This window comes from Streptomyces litmocidini, from assembly GCF_014649755.1.
Taxonomy (GTDB): Bacteria; Actinomycetota; Actinomycetes; order Streptomycetales; family Streptomycetaceae; genus Streptomyces; species Streptomyces litmocidini.
Map to the genome: position 1 here is coordinate 122,004 of NZ_BMTQ01000019.1, position 15,391 is coordinate 137,394.

Annotated in this window: 12 protein-coding genes; 6 read left to right on the forward strand and 6 right to left on the reverse strand. The window is 73.2% G+C overall.

Annotated elements, in window-relative coordinates:
* Nucleotides 1-139: 139 nt before the first annotated feature.
* The gene (locus IE180_RS31015; RefSeq protein WP_190160274.1) at nucleotides 140-730 is read left to right on the forward strand and encodes a GNAT family N-acetyltransferase; all 591 of its coding nucleotides are present in this window, start codon (nucleotides 140-142) and stop codon (nucleotides 728-730) included.
* A gap of 30 nt (nucleotides 731-760) precedes the next feature.
* Entirely contained in the window at nucleotides 761-1,957 is a 1,197-nt protein-coding gene (locus IE180_RS31020) for a winged helix-turn-helix domain-containing protein (RefSeq protein ID WP_190160275.1), read from the forward strand.
* Nucleotides 1,958-1,970: 13 nt separating this feature from the next.
* Here IE180_RS31020 and IE180_RS31025 read toward each other — a convergent pair whose 3' ends face one another.
* From IE180_RS31025 to mtrA, 6 genes are all read right to left on the reverse strand, one after another.
* The gene (locus IE180_RS31025; RefSeq protein ID WP_190160276.1) at nucleotides 1,971-2,723 is read right to left on the reverse strand and encodes a response regulator; all 753 of its coding nucleotides are present in this window, start codon (nucleotides 2,721-2,723) and stop codon (nucleotides 1,971-1,973) included.
* Nucleotides 2,724-2,931: 208 nt separating this feature from the next.
* Complete coding sequence (gene hpf, locus IE180_RS31030) at nucleotides 2,932-3,612, reverse strand: ribosome hibernation-promoting factor, HPF/YfiA family (protein ID WP_373302837.1); 681 nt, start codon at nucleotides 3,610-3,612, stop codon at nucleotides 2,932-2,934.
* A 296-nt stretch (nucleotides 3,613-3,908) separates the two neighbouring features.
* Nucleotides 3,909-4,712: a ComF family protein gene (locus tag IE180_RS31035; protein WP_190160278.1), complete on the reverse strand. Its 804-nt coding sequence runs from the start codon at nucleotides 4,710-4,712 to the stop codon at nucleotides 3,909-3,911.
* A gap of 257 nt (nucleotides 4,713-4,969) precedes the next feature.
* The gene (locus tag IE180_RS31040) at nucleotides 4,970-6,733 is read right to left on the reverse strand and encodes an LpqB family beta-propeller domain-containing protein (protein WP_229861075.1); all 1,764 of its coding nucleotides are present in this window, start codon (nucleotides 6,731-6,733) and stop codon (nucleotides 4,970-4,972) included.
* A gap of 91 nt (nucleotides 6,734-6,824) precedes the next feature.
* Complete coding sequence (gene mtrB, locus IE180_RS31045) at nucleotides 6,825-8,846, reverse strand: MtrAB system histidine kinase MtrB (RefSeq protein WP_190160279.1); 2,022 nt, start codon at nucleotides 8,844-8,846, stop codon at nucleotides 6,825-6,827.
* A gap of 1 nt (nucleotide 8,847) precedes the next feature.
* Nucleotides 8,848-9,525, reverse strand: a complete 678-nt coding sequence (gene mtrA / locus IE180_RS31050) for a two-component system response regulator MtrA (protein WP_010356958.1) — start codon at nucleotides 9,523-9,525, stop codon at nucleotides 8,848-8,850.
* Nucleotides 9,526-9,856: 331 nt separating this feature from the next.
* On the opposite strand from mtrA, the gene IE180_RS31055 reads away from it, so the two are divergent.
* From IE180_RS31055 to IE180_RS31075, 4 genes are all read left to right on the forward strand, one after another.
* Nucleotides 9,857-11,071, forward strand: coding sequence for a DUF7847 domain-containing protein (locus IE180_RS31055; protein ID WP_190160280.1), 1,215 nt, complete (start codon nucleotides 9,857-9,859; stop codon nucleotides 11,069-11,071).
* A gap of 694 nt (nucleotides 11,072-11,765) precedes the next feature.
* Nucleotides 11,766-12,980 (forward strand): DUF4350 domain-containing protein, encoded by a 1,215-nt coding sequence (locus IE180_RS31065; RefSeq protein WP_190160281.1) that lies wholly within the window; start codon nucleotides 11,766-11,768, stop codon nucleotides 12,978-12,980.
* The gene (locus IE180_RS31070) at nucleotides 12,977-13,960 is read left to right on the forward strand and encodes an AAA family ATPase (RefSeq protein ID WP_190160282.1); all 984 of its coding nucleotides are present in this window, start codon (nucleotides 12,977-12,979) and stop codon (nucleotides 13,958-13,960) included. The genes IE180_RS31065 and IE180_RS31070 overlap by 4 nt, the downstream gene beginning before the upstream one ends.
* Before the next feature lie 12 nt (nucleotides 13,961-13,972).
* The gene (locus tag IE180_RS31075; protein ID WP_190160283.1) at nucleotides 13,973-15,283 is read left to right on the forward strand and encodes a DUF58 domain-containing protein; all 1,311 of its coding nucleotides are present in this window, start codon (nucleotides 13,973-13,975) and stop codon (nucleotides 15,281-15,283) included.
* Nucleotides 15,284-15,391 lie beyond the last annotated feature (108 nt).

The following is a 15,391-nucleotide window of genomic DNA, read 5'->3' on the forward strand; positions in this document are numbered from 1 at the left end:
GAGACCGCCCTCGCACAGGGAGGCCCGCAGTGCCGGAGCCGTACGCCCGCCCGTAAAGAGAACGCATGAGGTGGGCGGAAGGTGCCGCCCCATCCGAAAAGTGTTCGCTTCCGGTCCTCCGGGTCACCACAATCCCGGCATGGATCCCATCACCCTCACCACCGACCGGCTGCGGCTGCGGACCTTCGTACCCGAGGACGCCGGCGCCGTGTACGCCATCTGCCAGGACCCCGACATCCAGCGCTGGACGACCGTCCCCTCCCCGTACCGGCGCGAGGACGCGGAGTTCTTCGTCCAGCGCCTCGTCCCGGACGGCTGGCGCGAGGACGCCGAGTACGTCTTCGCCGCCGAACCCCTGGAGGGCGGCCCGCTGCTCGCCTCGGTCGGTCTGAGCAGTCGCGGCGCGGGCGTCTGGGAGGTCGGCTACTGGCTGGCCGAGGAGCACCGCGGCGCCGGCCACATGACGGAGATCGTCCGCGCCGTGGCCCACTGGGCCTTCACCGGGCTCGGCTGCACCCGCCTGGTCTGGCGCGCCGAGGTCGGCAACGTCGGCTCGCGGGCCGTGGCCGAGCGGGTCGGCTTCGTCGTCGAGGGCGTCCAGCGCGCGGGGCTGGCCAACAAGGGCACCCTCCGGGACAGCTGGGTCGGCGCCCTGCTGCCCTCCGACTTCGGCCTGCCGAGCCCCCTGCCGTACCTCCCGGCCCCCGAGCGCCCGTCCGGGGCGGTGTGACTGTCGGTGCCGGGGCCTAGGGTGCGGTCCATGACGACTGCGCCGCGCCCCGCCGCCGAACTGTCCGCCGACGAAGCCCGCAGGATCGCCCTGCGTGCCCAGGGCTTCCTGGGCGCACCCGACCGCAGGGCCGGGGTGCGCGGGGTCCTCCGCTCGCTCGGCCAGGTCCAGCTCGACACCATCTCCGTCCTCGCCCGCTCCCACGAGCTCGTCCCGTACGCGCGGCTGGGCGCCGTGGGCCGCACGGCCGTGGAGGAGGCGTACTGGGCGACCGCCCGCGACAGCGCGTCTCCGGCGCGACCCCACGCCTTCGAGTACTGGTCGCACGCCGCCTGCGTCCTGCCCGTCGAGGAGTGGCCGCACTTCGCCTTCCGCCGGCGCGCCTACCGCGACCGGCCGCACTGGGGGCACGAGCTGTCGCCCGAGGCGTACCAGAAGGTGATCGACCAGCTGCGGGACCAGGGCCCGCTGACGGCGACCGAGTTGGGCGGCGCGAAGAACAAGGGCGAGTGGTGGGACTGGTCCGACAGCAAGATCGCCGTCGAGCGGGCCCTGATGTACGGCGAGGTCGTGGTCACGGAGCGGCGCGGCTGGAAGCGCGTCTACGACCTGGCGGAGCGGGCGATCCCGCAGGCACTGTTCCACGACGAACTGGACGACGCCGAGTGCGTGCGGCGCCTGGTGCGGCAGGCGGGCGAGGCCCTCGGCGTGGGCACGCGCGCGGACATCGCGGACTACCACCGGATCAAGGGCGAGCAGTTCGACGCCGTGGTCGAGGCCTCGGGTCTGGTGCCGGTGACGGTGGCGGGCTGGGGGAAGCCCGCCTGGGCGGATCCGGCGGCGCTCGCCACCGAGCCGCGCGGCCGGCACCGCACGACGCTGCTCTCGCCCTTCGACTCGCTGATCTGGGAGCGGGCGCGCACGGAGCGGATCTTCGGCTTCGCGCACCGCCTGGAGGCGTACGTGCCGAGGCAGAAGCGGATCCACGGCTACTTCGCGATGCCGGTGCTCGCCGGGGGCCGTCTGGTCGGCCGGGTGGACCCGGCGCGGGAGGGCCGGACGCTCGTCGCCCGGCAGGTGACGCTCGACGGACCGAAGGCCGTGCCGGCGGTGGCGCGGGCCCTGCGCGAGGCGGCCGAGTGGGTGGGCTGCGACGCGGTGGGGATCCTCCCGGACCGCGTGAACCTCCCGGCCCTGGCCCCGGAGCTGGTGCGGGAACTGGGCTGAGCGCCAGGAGGCCTCACCGGATCTCGAGGATCTTCTCCCGCATGGCGTAGACCACGGCCTCCATCCGGGAGTGCAGCTGCAGCTTCTCCAGGATGTTCCGGACGTGGTTCTTCACGGTGTTCTCCGAGATGAACAGCTCCTTGGCGATGTCCCGGTTGTTCATGCCGGTCGCGACGAGCTTGAGGACCTCCAGCTCGCGGTCGGTCAGCCGGGGTGCCGGCACGAGCCGCCGCTCGTCGGTGCGCTGGATCATCGACTTGAACTCGGTGAGCAGCTTGGACGCCATCGACGGGCTGATCTGCGACTGCCCGTCGGCGACCGCGCGGATCGCGGTGGCGACCTCGTCGGTGGAGATCTCCTTGAGGAGGTAGCCCGTGGCCCCCGCCTTGATCGCCTCGTAGAGGTCGGCCTCCTCGTCGCTGATCGTCAGCATGATGATCTTCGCGCTGGGGGCGACCTCCTTGATGGAGGTGCACGCCTCGATGCCGCCGCGCCGGGGCATCCGCACGTCCATCAGGACGATGTCGGGGAGCAGATCGGCGGCCTTGTCGACGGCCTCGGCGCCGTCCCCGGCCTCACCGACGACCTGGATGTCCTCCTCCTGGGCGAGGACGATCTCGAGTCCGCGGCGGAAGAGGGCGTGGTCGTCCACGACGAGAACCCGGATCGGCTCCTTGCGGAATGCTCCGCTGTCCGATTCCGATCCCTCCGGGACCGCGCCACCGTGCTCGCGAGCGCTGAGCACCGGCCCGAAGCTGTCCGCCATCGTTCCTCCCCCTGAAGGCCGTGGCCTGAATTCGTTTCCGGTCCTCCAACCCGTGCTCGAACGGCACCGGTTGGCGTGCACGCCATGATTTCATGCCCGGACGACGACGGGGGTGCTCCGTGGGCGCACGGGGGTGCCCCTGGGGGCGCGCATTGCGCTCCAGGGGCACCGAGAGGGACACCTGTTCGGAGGCGGTGCGGCGCGGCGGTCAGCCGCCGAGCGCACCACCGGCGCCGCCGCCCTCGGCGAGCGGGTCGCTCTCCAGGTGGATGACGCCGTAGTCGTAGGCGTGCCGCCGGTAGACGACGCTCGGCTGCTTGGTGTCGGAGTCGACGAAGAGGTAGAAGTCGTGCCCGACCAGCTCCATCTCGTAGAGCGCCTGGTCGAGCGTCATCGGTGCGGCCCGGTGGGTCTTCTCGCGGACCACGAGCGGGCCCTCGCCCTGGACCTCGATGGAGCCCATCATCGTGGTGGGCACCGTCTCGGTCTCGTCGACGACCAGTTGGCCGTCTCCGTTGAGCTGGGCGGCGCCGGGCACGACGTCCCCGACCTCCGCCGCGGACAGCCGGCCGTTGCCACGCCGGGTGTATCGCTTGTCGTGCTGCTTGCGCAGTCGTGCCTCGAGCTTGTCGCTGGCGAGGTCGAGCGCTGCGTACGGGTCGCCTGCCGCCGCTTCCGCCCGGATCACCGGGCCTCGGGAGTGGAGGGTGATCTCCACGCGGTCGGACCGGTCGGCCTGCCGCGGGTTGTGCTCCTTGGACACCTCGACGTCGAGGCTGATCACCTTGCCGTCGAGCTTCTGGATCTTCTCCAGCTTCAGCTTCTCGGCCACGTGCTTGCGGAACCGCTCGGGCACCTCGGTCTTGCGGCCCTTGACGACGATGTCCACGCAGAACTCCGTTCCCGGATCGCCCTGGTCGGCTCCTTGGCCGCCGGGCATCTCCCTTTGCACCAGACTCCGGTGGTGTCACCGGAGCTCGGACTTGGCGACTTCGACCTCACTCCTCCCCAGCCGACGAGATCTCACTCCATCGACAAGAGGTTAATTCGCCCTGAACTCCCGTCCTGTAGGCGCAACCATGTATTCGGTGAGGCGATGGCATTCGCCATTCCTCACAACCGAACATAGCCCCTTCGGACGGGTGTCGGCACCCGCTGCCACGACATACCTCCGTACGGGTGTTTTCACCTCTCACCACCTGCAACGATCCAAGTTTCCGACGAGTTCCGGTTTATTTCGAACGAAGCGGGAGAGGATGCGATCACAGCCGCTACCCGCTGTTCGATTCCGCGCTGCGCCGAACCCGCCGGTGAGCCGTGCGGTATTCCAGGAATGAACGGACGCCGTACGGCTCCGAGAGCGCGCGCCGCCTCCGCGAGCGAGGCGCCCGTGGTCATCAGGTCGTCCACGAGGACCACCCGCCCCGCCGTCAGGAGCCGCGCCCCGCCCGGCACGACCTCCAGCGCCCCCGACAGGTTGGCGAGGCGCCCGCGCGCCCCGAGCCCGGCCTGATCCGCCACGTACCGCCGCTGCCGGAGGACGGGCACGACCCGCGCCGGCCTCCCCGACCGCCGCAGCCGGGCCGCCGCAGCCAGCGCGATCCGCCGCGTCGGATCGTGGCCGCGCGCCCGTACGGAACTTCGCGAGGAGGGCACGGGCACGAGGAGCAGCGGCCCGTCCCCGGGCCCCGCCCCCGGCCGTGCGGCGGCCGTCACGGCGCCGGCGAGGGCGAAGCCCAGGGGCCCGGCGAGCGCGAGGGTCCCGCGCTCCTTGTGGGCGAGGAGCAGCTCCCGTACGGCGTCGGCGTACGGCGCGGCGGCGTGGACCACGGGCAGCCCGGCGGGCTCCGGCGCGGGCCTCACCCTGCGCGGCGGCGCCCCGGCGAGCGCGTGCGCGCAGGTCGCGCACAGCTCCGTCCGCGGCCGGCCGCAGCCTCCGCAGATGACCGGCAGCACCAGCCCGGCGATCTCGCGCCACCACCCCCGCATGGCTCCACTGTGCGCCTCCGGCCCCCTCCCGGCCACCCCTGTGGAAAACCCGTCCGCGGACCCCCGAGTACGTCAGGTACGGCCCTGCCTCCAGGTCCCGGCAAGCGTCTCGGACCCTGCGAGGGAGCCCCGCGGGGCAACCCCCCTCAGGCCCTGTGGCCCGTCCTCGGCGGGCGGCCTCGGGGCCGCCCGCCGAGGACGGGCGGGACCTCAGGCACCCCTGCGTCCGAGCCCGACGGGACTTCGCGGGGCGCGTCCTAGCCGGGGTAGACCGGCGAGAACCCCTTCTTGACCACCGGCCGCCAGTTCGTCCCCGGCGCGAGCCGCACGATCCCGTCGTCACCGGAGTCGGCCACCACCGGTGCCGTGTCCTTGTGCGGGGCGGTCACCGAGGTCACCCCGTTCAGACCGGGCAGCACCGAGGTCGCCGAGGTCGAACCGTCGGTCTGGAGGTAGCGGATCTGCTGGACGCCGCCCGTCTCCTTGCCGACCACGACGAGCCGGCTGGGACCGGCCCAGGAGACGGCCGTGACCGACTCCATGCGGGGCGCGGCGGGCTGCAGGTCCAGGACGGACACGACCGGCTCCTCGCCCGTCGTCTGCCGCTGGATCCGGCCGATCTGCAGGGTCGTGTGCTCGCCCCGCGTGACCACCAGCGCGATCCGTACGCCGTCGGCGGAGACCCTCAGGGACTCGATGCGGGCGTCGTCCCCGAGCCACGGCGTGCGGACCTTGACCGGACGCCCGGTGCCGCCCGGCACCATCCACAGCTGCGGCGCGGCGGGGTCCCGGTCGGCGACCCACAGGTCGCCCCTGCCGTCCCAGCTGGGCGCGGACAGCCGGTCCGCCGGCCGGGCGGCCTTGCTGGTGACGACGGCCGGCAGCGGGTCCTGCTCCGTGGTGATGGAGGAGACGAACAGCTCACGGCCGCTCCGCCCGACCCCGGCGGCCCGGGTCTCGCCCCGGTCGACGGCGACCGAGCGGAGCGGCACCGTGCCCTTGCCGAACAGCCCCGGCACCTCGACCGGCGCGTCCGCCTGCTTGTCCCCGACCAGGAGCATCATCAGCTTGTCGTGCTCGTCGACGAAGTACGGGTGCTCCTCGCGGTCGGTGTCCCGCACCGCCGCGAACTCGAACGCCTGCCCCTTGCCCAGCCGGCACAGCGACTGCCCGCCCGACCCCAGGAGCTCCACCTGCTCGACCCGTACGGAGGTCAGGTCGCCCAGCGTGAACAGCAGCTGCGTCGCCATCCGCCGGCACGCCTCGCCACCGGCCCGGTCCGCCTTGTGGTTGAGCGGCACCCTCAGCGTGGACTGGTCGTCCGTGGCCAGGGTGGTGACGCCCTCCTTCAGCTCCGTACCGGAGGGGAACTGCGAGTCGACGGCGGGCTTCAGCCAGTTCGTCGGGCCCTCGAGCAGCGCCTTCACCGTCTGCGTCACCGGATCCATCCGGGTGACGGGGTCCTGCCGCTGCCGGATGTAGACGGGGTCGGCGACGACCCGGTCCTCCCCGGAGGCGAAGTAGTACTTGTTGACCGAGCGGTAGTTGCGGAGGAAGTCGGCCTCGCCGAGGACCAGGCCGGGCGGGAGGCCGTCGATGCGCCACTCCTTGCCCTTGCCGTTCGCCGACGGCTGCTGCACGACGTGGATCGACTGCAGGTACTCGGTGGGGCTGTTCGGCTGGTAGGCGTGGCGGGCGTCCACGGTCGCGATCTTGCGGCCGGAGAGCGGGAAGGCACGCCCATGGCTCTCGGGGTCGGCGTTGCGGTCGGCCTGCTCGCGGTCGGGCGCGGTGGTGAGCACGGTGATGCTCTCCTCCGGCCTCCAGCTCTGCGCGGCCTTCTTCGTGAGGTACTTGCGGGCGGTGGCGAAGCCGGGGTCGTCACTCGTCATGGCTTCCAGGAAGCCGTCGACGATCTCGTCCGGGTCCGCGTTCTCCCGGGGGGCGACGGCGTAGACGCGTACCTGCGAGTCGCCCGTGTCGGCGCCCTTCACCGGCTGCACGTCCCCGCTGTCGGGCATCGTCGCGCACCCGGCCACCAGGAGCCCGCCGCACGCGACGAGCAGCACCGCGCGTGCGCTCCGTCCCCGCCCCGCGTGCTCCACTCGGGAGTCAGCGCCCACGTGTTCCGTCCTCCCGCTCCAGATGCCCGTTCCCTCCGGCCGCCGCCGGGCCCGTCCCACCGCCGGCGTCGCCGTCCGTCGCCGTCCGCGCCACGACCCGTGCGCCGCTGCCGGGCAGCGCCGTCGGGTCGACGGTCGCCCGCGACGGCGCGGGCAGCCTCGGCGGTACGGCGAGCGCCGACCGGTCGCCCGCGTGCTGCGCGGGCACGGCGGTGAGCCGGCCGCTCTCCCGGTCGCGTCCGGCGGCGGTCTGCTCGCGGTTGCGCCGGGAGTCCTCGGGCTCCAGCGGGATCGGGGACCCCCGCAGCGGCTCGTCCGCGGTACGCGGCAGGGTGAGCCGGAACTGCGAACCGCCCCCGGGCTCGCCCCAGGCCTGGAGCCAGCCGCCGTGCAGCCGCGCGTCCTCCACGGCGATCGACAGGCCGAGGCCCGTGCCGCCGGTGGTGCGCGCGCGTGCGGGGTCGGCGCGCCAGAAGCGGTTGAAGACCCGAGTCGCCTCGCCCGGCTTCAGGCCCACGCCGTAATCCCGTACGGCCACGGCGACGGCCCCGCCGGCGGCGGCGAGCTTCACGACCACGTCCCGGCCCTCACCGTGCTCGACGGCGTTGACGACGAGATTGCGCAGCACCCGTTCGACGCGGCGCGCGTCCGCCTCGGCCACCACGGGCTGCTGGTCGCCGAGGACCACGATCCGGGTGCCCTTGCGCTCGGCGAGGGGTTCGGCGCCGCCGATGACGCGCCGGACGACCTGGCGCAGGTCTATCGGCTCGGCTTCCAGGGCGGCCGCGCCCGCGTCGAAGCGGCTGATCTCCAGGAGGTCGGAGAGCAGCGACTCGAAGCGGTCGAGCTGGTCGCCGAGGAGTTCGGCGGAGCGGGCGGTGATCGGATCGAAGTCGACGCGGGCCTCGTGGATGACGTCGGCGGCCATCCGGACCGTGGTGAGCGGGGTCCGCAGCTCGTGCGAGACGTCGGAGACGAAACGCCGCTGCATCCGCGACAGCTCCTCCAGCTGCTGGATCTTGAGCTGGAGGTTGGAGGCCATCTTGTTGAAGGCCTCGCCGAGGCGCGCGATGTCGTCCTCGCCGGTGACCTTCATGCGTTCCTGGAGCCGGCCGGCCGAGAGCCGTTCGGCGATCCCGGCGGCCATCCGCACGGGCGTGACGACCTGGCGCACCATGAGCCAGGCGATGGCCCCGAGCAGCACGACGACGAAGAGCCCGGCGGTCGCCAGGGTCCCCTTGACCAGGGTGAGGGAGTCCTCCTCCTGGTTCAGCGGGAAGAGGTAGTACAGCTCGTACTGGTCGCCGTCGGCGTCGTTCAGCCGCTTGCCGATCACCAGGCCCGACTCGGACGCCTTGCCGCTGGTGTAGTGGATCCGCGTGAACTTCTGGAAGGTGCCGGTGCCCTGCGCGACCGAGTGCCGCAGGTCGGCGGGGATGCTCGTGGTCGGGTCGACCTCGCCGGAGGCGCGGGCGCCACGGCTCGCGGTGTCGCCGGTGTCGAGGGAGAGCGCGACCACGTTGAACGCGCTCTGACCACCGCTGGCGAGCTGCTCGACCAGCGTGGAGCGCCAGTTCACGGAGGCACCGGCCCGTACGCCGTCCTGCTGGCCGGGCGCGGAGGGAGTGGTCGCCGCCCGGTCCTGGGCGGCGGAGAACCCTCCGGCGGCCTGGCTCTGGGCGGCCCTCTCCTTGGCCTCGAGCAGGCCGTTGCGGACCTGCACGATGACGACGAGGCCGAGCAGCAGCACCACTCCGAGCGACATGAGCAGGGTGCCCGCGACGATCCTCAGCTGGATGTTCCGCCGCCACAGCCGCACCGCGGGCAGCAGCGGCCGACGGACCCAGCGCGCGAAGAGCCGGAGGACCGGCCCGCCCCGCGCGCCGTCCTGGAGGAGCCCTCCGCCACGCAGCAGACGGCCGAATCGCGAGCCCCCCCGCCCCGGTCCGGCAGTCCGCCCCGTACGGACTCCCGGGTCCCCGGGCTTCGGAGCAGCACTGCCTCCACTCATGTCAGCTCGGCCCCGCCTTGTAGCCGACACCGCGGACGGTCACCACGATCTCCGGGCGCTCGGGGTCCTTCTCGACCTTCGAGCGCAGCCTCTGGACGTGCACGTTCACCAGCCGGGTGTCGGCCGCGTGCCGGTAGCCCCAGACCTGCTCCAGCAGGACCTCACGGGTGAAGACCTGCCACGGCTTGCGCGCGAGCGCGACCAGCAGGTCGAACTCCAGCGGGGTCAGGGCGATGGACTGCCCGTCCCGCTTCACGGAGTGCCCGGCCACGTCGATGACCAGGTCGCCGATGGTGAGCTGCTCGGGAGCCGGCTCCTCGGACCTCCGCAGCCGCGCCCGGATGCGGGCGACGAGCTCCTTCGGCTTGAACGGCTTCACGATGTAGTCGTCGGCGCCGGACTCCAGGCCCACGACCACGTCGACGGTGTCGCTCTTGGCCGTGAGCATGACGATCGGCACACCGGACTCGGCGCGGATGAGCCGGCACACCTCGATGCCGTCCCTGCCGGGCAGCATCAGGTCCAGCAGCACCAGATCGGGCTTGGCCTCCCTGAAAGCGGCAAGCGCCTTGTCACCGTCCGCGACGAACGACGGCTCGAACCCTTCACCCCGCAGCACGATGCCGAGCATCTCGGCCAGTGCGGTGTCGTCGTCGACGACAAGAACGCGTCCCTTCATATCGACATCATCCCATTAGCCAATCGTTACCTGCCGTGACCTGTCCCACAGCGTCTCCCCCTGTCCGGGCCGCGCTCTCGTGGAGGGGCGGCCCGCTCGGCCCGCCGGCGCACGGTTCGCGCGTCCTGATCGGGCATCCGCACAGTGTGCAGCCTGCGGCTCGCACAATGAAGGTCCGGACGAAGGTACGAAGGAGATGCGGGCTCCGGCCCACGGGCGGGCCCCGCGTGGCACGATGGCACCCGGCCCGCCGCCGCGCCAGGTGTCGGCCGCCGTGACCGAGCCGGTTCGCCGATCCGGCACCGCGACCATTCCTCCGAGGTGGACGACCGTGAACGACACTCCGGGCTGGACCTCGCCCGGATCCGCCCCCTCCGACGGCCAGGACGGCTCCCGGGTCCCCGGGCCCCCCTCCCCGGCCGACGCGAACGGCTCCACCGCCCAGTGGTCCAAGGACCAGCCGCCCGCCGGCCAGTGGTCCCCGCCGACCGACCGGACCCCGCCCCCGGCGCCCGGCCAGAACTGGGGAACCCCTCCGCCGAACGTCCACTGGGGCAGGCCCCCGGCCGCCAAGCCCGGAATCATCCCCCTGCGCCCGCTGGGCACGGGCGAGATCCTCGACGGCGCGGTGAAGACCCTCCGCACCTACTGGCGCACGGTCCTCGCCATCACGATCCCGGTCGCGGTGATCTCCCAGATCGCCAACATCCTGGCCCAGCGGTACCTCGTGCCCGTGCCGCCCGAGGTCAACACGGATGCCACGCCCGCCGAGCAGCTGCAGCAGTCCGTCGACTCGGCCCAGGCCTCCCTGATCGCCCTGGGCCCGTCGCTCCTGGTGACGATGGTGGCGTCGCTCGTGAGCGCCGCCCTGCTGACCGTCGTCATCAGCCGCGCGGTCCTCGGCCGTCCGGTCTCGCTGGGCTCCGCCTGGCAGGAGGCCCGCCCGCGCCTGCTCCAGCTCCTCGGCCTGACCCTGCTCCTCGCGACGACGGCCGTCGCGATCATGACCGTGGGTCTGTTGCCCGGCCTCCTGATCGGCGGCGCCCCGGGTGTGGCCCTGACCGCCCTCGGCGGCCTGGGCGCCACCGTGGTGGTCGTCTGGCTGATGATCCGCCTCAGCCTCTCCTCCCCCGCCCTGATGCTGGAGCGCCGAGGTGTCGTCCCGTCGTTGAAGCGCTCGGCGAAGCTGGTGCGGGGCTCGTGGTGGCGGATCTTCGGCATCACCCTGCTGTCGCAGCTGCTGATCTTCCTCTTCGCCATGATCATCGCGATCCCGTTCACCCTCGCAGGCATCGCGGTCGACGGCGAGGGCCTCTCCGGCCTGCTGTCCGGGACCACCACCGCGTTCGGCTGGCCGTTCCTGATCGTCACGGGCATCGGCGGCGTGATCACCAGCGCGATCACCTACCCGATCTCGGCCGGCGTGACCGTCCTGCTCTACGTGGACCAGCGCATCCGCCGCGAAGCCCTCGACCTCGAACTGGCCCGGGCCGCGGGCCTCCCCGGCTACGACCCCGCGCCGGGCACCGGCACCGTCGGGGGCTGATGCGGTGACGCTCACGGGGGGAGCGGCCGCGGCACCGACAGGACTGCGCGCCGACGGCGACACACCGGTGGACATCTCCCGCGTCCCCGCCCGCGAGGCGGCGGAGCGGGAGCTGTCCGATCCGAGGTACCACGAGAACGACCCGAACCTCCTCCAGCGCGGCCTCCACCGCTTCTGGGAGTGGCTGGACGACCTCTTCGGCGCCGCTTCCGGGGCCACCCCGGGCGGCGTCCTCGGCCTCGTCGTCATCGTCCTGGTGGTGGCCGCCCTGGTCGCCGCCCTCTGGTGGCGCCTCGGCACCCCGCACCGGACACCCGGCACCACCGGCGACTCCCTCTTCGCCGACGGCCCCCGCACCGCCCGGGACCACCGGACGGCCGCCGCCCGGCACGCCTCCGCCGGCCGCTGGAACGAGGCCGTCCAGGAACGGATGCGGGCCGTCGTCCGCTCCCTGGAGGAGCGCGCCCTCCTCGAACCCCGCCCCGGCCGCACCGCCGACGAGGCCGCCGCCGAAGCCGGCCGCTCCCTCCCCGCCCACGCGGACGACCTGCGCCTCGCGGCCCCGCGCCTTCGACGACGTCACGTACGGCGGCCGCACCGCCGACGAGCCCGCGTACCGCCGCCTCGAGGCTCTGGACACCGCCCTGGAACGGACCCGCCCGACCCTCGACACCGCCTCCACGGGGACGCCCGCATGAGCCACCCGGCCACCGGCACCACCTCGACGGCCCCCTCCGCCCGCCAGGTGTGGACCCGCGTCCGCGGCACGGTCCTCGTCCTCGCCCTGGTCCTGACCGGCGGCCTCGCCCTCGCCACGGTCCGGTCCACCGACGCCCACGGCGCCCTCGACCCGCGCTCCGCCGACCCGCAGGGCAGCCGCGCCGTCGCCGAACTCCTCAGGGCCCGCGGCGTCACCGTCACCCTCGCCGCCACCCTGGCCGAGGCCACGGCGGCCACGGACACCGGAACCACCCTGCTGGTCACCACCCCCGACCTGCTGACGGGCGCCCAGCAGTCCGCGCTCCACTCGGCCATGACCGGCTCCGCCTCCCGCACGGTCCTCGTCGGCGCGGGCCGCGCCTCCCTCGGCACCCTGGCCCCGGGAGTCGCCAGCGCCCCGAGCGCCCCGGTGGAGGAACGCACCCCCGGCTGTGCCCTGCCGGCCGCCACCCGCGCCGGCAGCGTCGATCTCGGCGGCGAACGCTACGAGACCTCTCCCGGATCCCCCGCCGAGGCCTGCTACCGCTCCGACGGCCTGCCCACCCTGCTCCTCCTCCCCGGCACCGGCAGGGGCACGGACGCCACCGACACCGTCCTCCTCGGCTCGCCCGACATCCTCTACAACTCCCGCCTCGGCCAACGGGGCAACGCCTCGCTGGCCCTGCAACTCCTCGGCTCCCAGCCCCATCTCGTCTGGTACCTCCCCTCCCTCTCCGACCCCTCGGCCACCACCGACACGCCCGCCGGGGACACCACGGGCAACTTCCTCGCCCTCATCCCCTCCGGCTGGCTGTGGGGCACCCTCCAACTCGCCCTGGCGGCCGTGCTGGCCGCCCTCTGGCGCAGCCGCCGCCTCGGCCCCCTGGTCACCGAGCGCCTCCCCGTCGCCCTCCGCGCCTCCGAGGCCACCGAGGGCCGCGCCCGCCTCTACCGCAAGGCGAACGCCCGCGACCGCGCCGCCTCCGTCCTGCGCACCGCGACGCGCACCCGGCTCGCCCCGTTGCTCGGCGTCCCCGTCCAGGACGCCCACTCCCCCGACCGTCTCCTCCCCGCCCTTTCCGCCCGCCTCCCCGAGACGACCGCGGACCCCAGGAACCTCCTCTTCGGCCCGGCACCCGCCGACGACGCCACCCTCATCCGCCTGGCGGACCAACTCGACGCCCTCGAAAGAGAGGTACGCACCTCATGAGCGCCCCGACCCCCGAGACCGCCATGGACTCGGACAGCGCCCGCGCCTCCCTGGAGGCCCTGCGCACCGAGATCGCGAAGGCCGTGGTCGGCCAGGACCCCGCCGTCACCGGTCTCGTCGTCGCCCTGCTCTGCCGGGGACACGTCCTTCTCGAAGGCGTCCCCGGAGTGGCCAAGACCCTCCTGGTCCGCTCGCTGGCCGCGGCGCTCGAACTCGACACCAAGCGCGTGCAGTTCACCCCGGACCTGATGCCCAGCGACGTCACGGGCTCCCTCGTCTACGACGCCCGCACCGCCGAGTTCTCCTTCCAGCCCGGCCCGGTCTTCACCAACTTGCTGCTCGCCGACGAGATCAACCGCACGCCCCCGAAGACCCAGTCCTCCCTCCTGGAGGCGATGGAGGAGCGTCAGGTCACGGTCGACGGCACGCCGCGCGCCCTCCCGGAGCCGTTCCTGGTCGCCGCGACCCAGAACCCCGTCGAGTACGAGGGCACCTATCCCCTCCCCGAGGCCCAACTGGACCGTTTCCTGCTCAAGCTGACGGTTCCTCTGCCCTCGCGCGCGGACGAGATCCATGTCCTCACCCGTCACGCCGAGGGCTTCGACCCCCGTGACCTGAAGGCCGCCGGTGTCCGCCCCGTAGCGGGTCCCGTCGAGCTCGAAGCGGCCCGGGCCGCCGTCGCCAAGGTCTCGGTCTCCGCCGAGATCGCCGGCTATGTCGTCGATATCTGTCGTGCCACGCGTGAATCCCCCTCACTCACGCTCGGGGTCTCCCCCCGAGGTGCCACCGCCCTGCTGTCCACCGCCCGCGCCTGGGCCTGGCTCACCGGCCGGGACTACGTCACCCCGGACGATGTGAAGGCCCTCGCTCTCCCCACCCTGCGTCATCGCATCCACCTGCGGCCCGAGGCCGAGATGGAGGGGGTCACCCCCGACTCCGTCATCAACTCGATCCTCGCCCACGTCCCCGTCCCCCGCTGAGAACGGCGCCCCATGGCCCTCACCGGACGAACCGCGCTGCTCGCCGCCCTCGGATCGCTCCCCGTCGGCATCCTCGCCCCCAGCTGGGCGGGGATGCTCGCGGTGAACGCGCCCCTCTCCCTCGCAATTCTGTGCGACTACGCCCTGGCGGCGCCAGTACGAACGCTCCAATTCACCCGAAGTGGTGACACATCCGTTCGACTCGGTGACGAAGCCGAGGTCCAGCTCACCGTCACCAACCCCTCCCGCCGTCGCCTCCGCGCCCAGCTCCGCGACGCCTGGCCGCCCAGCAGCTGGCTCCCCGGCACCGAACAGGCCTCCTCACGCCGCTGGCTGACCATCCCCGCCGGCGAGCGCCGCCGACTCGCCACGAGCCTGCGCCCGACCCGCCGCGGCGACCGCCACGCCGAACGGATCACTGTCCGTTCGTTCGGTCCCCTGGGCCTCGCGGCCCGCCAGGGCCACCACGAAGTCCCCTGGACCGTCCGCGTCCTGCCGCCCTTCACCAGCCGCAAGCACCTGCCGTCACGCCTGGCCCGGCTCCGCGAGCTCGACGGCCGTACCAGCGTGCTCACCCGAGGCGAGGGCACGGAGTTCGACAGCCTCCGCGAGTACGTCCCCGGCGACGACACCCGCTCCATCGACTGGCGGGCCACGGCCCGCCAGACCACCGTCGCGGTCCGCACCTGGCGACCCGAACGCGACCGACACATCCTCGTCCTCCTCGACACCGGCCGCACCTCGGCCGGCCGCGTGGGAGACGTCCCCCGTCTCGACGCCTCCATGGACGCGGCTCTCCTCCTCACCGCGCTCGCCTCCCGAGCCGGTGACCGCGTGGACCTCCTGGCCTACGACCGCCGTCTCCGTGCCCAGGTCCAGGGCCGCTCCGCCGGTGACGTCCTGCCGGCCGTGGTGAACGCCCTCGCCCCGCTGGAGCCCGAACTCGTGGAGACCGACGCACGCGGTCTCGCCGCGGCGGCCCTGGCCCGCGCTCCGCGCCGTTCGCTGATCGTGCTCCTCACCGGCCTCGACGCCGCTCCGATCGAGGAGGGCCTCCTCCCGGTCCTCCCACAGCTCGCCCAGCGCCACACGGTCCTGGTGGCCTCCGTCGCCGATCCCCATGTCGCGCGCATGGCCGGGGGACGCGGGACGATCGAAACCGTCTACGAGGCCGCGGCCGCCACCCAGACCCAGTCCCAGCGCGCCCGCACCGCGGACCAGCTCCGGCGCCACGGCGTCACGGTCGTCGACGCCACTCCCGAGGCCCTCGCTCCCGCCCTGGCGGACGCCTACCTGGCCCTGAAGGCTGCCGGCCGCCTCTGAACACCGGCCTACAGCACCGTCTCCCCAAGGGAGATCCAACCGCACCGTAAACGCAGAAAAGCCCCGCACCATGAGGTGCGGGGCTTTCCCACAATGATTGTTCGGCGG

Excerpts from the sequence above, each read along its gene's own strand:
- IE180_RS31015 (WP_190160274.1), top strand. The coding sequence starts at position 140 with ATGGATCCCATCACCCTCACCACCGACCGGCTGCGGCTGCGGACCTTC.
- IE180_RS31020 (WP_190160275.1), top strand. The coding sequence starts at position 761 with ATGACGACTGCGCCGCGCCCCGCCGCCGAACTGTCCGCCGACGAAGCC.
- IE180_RS31025 (WP_190160276.1), bottom strand. The coding sequence starts at position 2,723 with ATGGCGGACAGCTTCGGGCCGGTGCTCAGCGCTCGCGAGCACGGTGGC.
- IE180_RS31035 (WP_190160278.1), bottom strand. The coding sequence starts at position 4,712 with ATGCGGGGGTGGTGGCGCGAGATCGCCGGGCTGGTGCTGCCGGTCATC.
- IE180_RS31040 (WP_229861075.1), bottom strand. The coding sequence starts at position 6,733 with ATGCCCGACAGCGGGGACGTGCAGCCGGTGAAGGGCGCCGACACGGGC.
- mtrB (WP_190160279.1), bottom strand. The coding sequence starts at position 8,846 with ATGAGTGGAGGCAGTGCTGCTCCGAAGCCCGGGGACCCGGGAGTCCGT.
- mtrA (WP_010356958.1), bottom strand. The coding sequence starts at position 9,525 with ATGAAGGGACGCGTTCTTGTCGTCGACGACGACACCGCACTGGCCGAG.
- IE180_RS31065 (WP_190160281.1), top strand. The coding sequence starts at position 11,766 with ATGAGCCACCCGGCCACCGGCACCACCTCGACGGCCCCCTCCGCCCGC.
- IE180_RS31070 (WP_190160282.1), top strand. The coding sequence starts at position 12,977 with ATGAGCGCCCCGACCCCCGAGACCGCCATGGACTCGGACAGCGCCCGC.
- IE180_RS31075 (WP_190160283.1), top strand. The coding sequence starts at position 13,973 with ATGGCCCTCACCGGACGAACCGCGCTGCTCGCCGCCCTCGGATCGCTC.